Consider the following 1,820-nt stretch of genomic DNA (forward strand, 5'->3'; position numbering starts at 1 on the left):
GGTCAGACCAGGTCGCCGCGTTCGCGCAGCAGGGGCAGGAGGTGGTCGCGGACGGCGGGGGCCAGGCGCAGGGTGTCGTCGCGGCCGTCGGTCCAGCGCAGGTCGGCGAGTTCGGCGGCGGGGACGGGCTCGCGGTCCAGGGTGGCGGTGAAGACGGTCATCAGCATGGGCACGCCTTCGAGGGCGGCGGTGGCGCGGATGTCGGTGAGGTGGCGGGGGTCGACCGGGGCCGCGCCGAGTTCCTCGCCGAGTTCGCGGGCCAGCGCCTGGAGGGCGTCCTCGCCGGGGTCGGGCTTGCCTCCGGGGAGGTAGAAGACCTCGGGGGCGGCCTGCTTGCTGACGACCAGGAGCCGGCCGTCCCGGATGATCGCGGCGGCGGCGACGGTGAGGGGCGTTTCCGGGATGCTGGTGGCTGCGGATTCGATCATGGAAGCGATTGTCGCAGGTGGGAGGGCGTCGGGAGGGCACGCCGACGGGAAACCCTTGCGAGTCCGTGCGCACGCAACTATTGTTTACGAATGTAAATGCAGCTGCAAAAGTTGCATGCTCGCCCTTGCTTTGTCCTGCGTCCTCGCTTCACCCTGCGTCCTGGCGTCAGCCGACCCCACCGGGAGTCCGACATGAGCACCTCTCTCTTCGCCCCGCTCACCCTGCGGTCCCTGACCGTCCCCAACCGGATCTGGATGCCGGCGATGTGCCAGTACAGCGCGGCCCCGGACGGCACCGCGGCCGGCGTCCCGACCGACTGGCACTTCACCCACCTCGCGGCCCGCGCCGCCGGCGGCACCGGGCTGATCATCACGGAGGCCACCGCGGTCAGCCCCGAGGGACGCATCAGCCCGTACGACCTCGGCATCTGGAACGACGAGCAGGCCGCGGCCTTCCGCCGGATCACCGCGTTCCTGAAGAGCCAGGGCACCGTCCCGGCCATCCAGCTCGCCCACGCCGGCCGCAAGGCCTCCACCGAGCGCACCTGGGTCGACCGCGGACGCCCCGTCGCCCCGGGCGAGGAGCACGGCTGGACCCCGGTCGGCCCCGGCGCCGAGGCCTTCTCCCCCGCCCACACCACGCCGGACGAGCTCACCGAGGAGCAGATCAGCGAGGTCGTGCGGCAGTTCGCCGACGCCGCCCGGCGCGCGCTCGACGCCGGCTTCCAGGTTGCCGAGGTCCACGGCGCCCACGGCTACCTGGTGCACCAGTTCCTCTCCCCCCACACCAACCGGCGCACCGACGGCTACGGCGGCTCCTTCGAGGGCCGCATCCGCTTCGCGCTGGAGGTCGTCGACGCCGTCCGCTCGGTGTGGCCCGAGGACCTGCCGGTCTTCTTCCGCGTCTCCGCGACCGACTGGCTCACCGAGAACCCGGAGGACGGCCGCGAGGGCTGGACCTCCCAGGACACCGTCCGCCTCGCCAAGGAGCTCCGGGCCCACGGCGTCGACCTGCTCGACGTCTCCACCGGCGGCCTCGTCCCCGACGCCCGGATCGAGGCCGCGCCCGGCTTCCAGGTGCCCTTCGCCGAGGCCGTACGCCGCGAGACCGACCTGCCGGTGGCCGCCGTCGGCCTGATCACCGACCCCGCCCAGGCCCAGGCCGTCCTCACCGAAGGCCGTGCCGACGCCGTCCTGCTCGGCCGCGAACTGCTGCGCGACCCCTACTGGGCCCGCCACGCCGCCACCACCCTCGGCGGCGAGGTCACCACCCCCATCCAGTACCACCGCTCCTGACCCCCGCCCCACCCCGGAGTGGGAAGCCGGCGGAGCCGGCCCGCCGACTTCCCACTCCGACCCACCAACCGCCCGGCGCAGCACAGTGGGCAGTCG

General features: G+C 73.4%; 2 protein-coding genes. One reads left to right on the plus strand and one right to left on the minus strand.

The features are described 5' to 3' along the window. Positions 1-2: 2 nt before the first annotated feature. Positions 3-428, minus strand: a complete 426-nt coding sequence (locus ACFU6K_RS38235; protein ID WP_380671160.1) for an NUDIX domain-containing protein — start codon at positions 426-428, stop codon at positions 3-5. Positions 429-620: 192 nt separating this feature from the next. On the opposite strand from ACFU6K_RS38235, the gene ACFU6K_RS38240 reads away from it, so the two are divergent. Next, positions 621-1,724: an NADH:flavin oxidoreductase/NADH oxidase gene (locus ACFU6K_RS38240; RefSeq protein WP_380671162.1), complete on the plus strand. Its 1,104-nt coding sequence runs from the start codon at positions 621-623 to the stop codon at positions 1,722-1,724. The last annotated feature ends 96 nt before the right edge of the window (positions 1,725-1,820 follow it).

The sequence above is a fragment of the Kitasatospora sp. NPDC057512 genome, from assembly GCF_042802135.1.
Classification (GTDB): domain Bacteria; phylum Actinomycetota; class Actinomycetes; order Streptomycetales; family Streptomycetaceae; genus Kitasatospora.

Excerpts from the sequence above, each read along its gene's own strand:
- ACFU6K_RS38240 (WP_380671162.1), top strand. The coding sequence starts at position 621 with ATGAGCACCTCTCTCTTCGCCCCGCTCACCCTGCGGTCCCTGACCGTC.
- ACFU6K_RS38235 (WP_380671160.1), bottom strand. The coding sequence starts at position 428 with ATGATCGAATCCGCAGCCACCAGCATCCCGGAAACGCCCCTCACCGTC.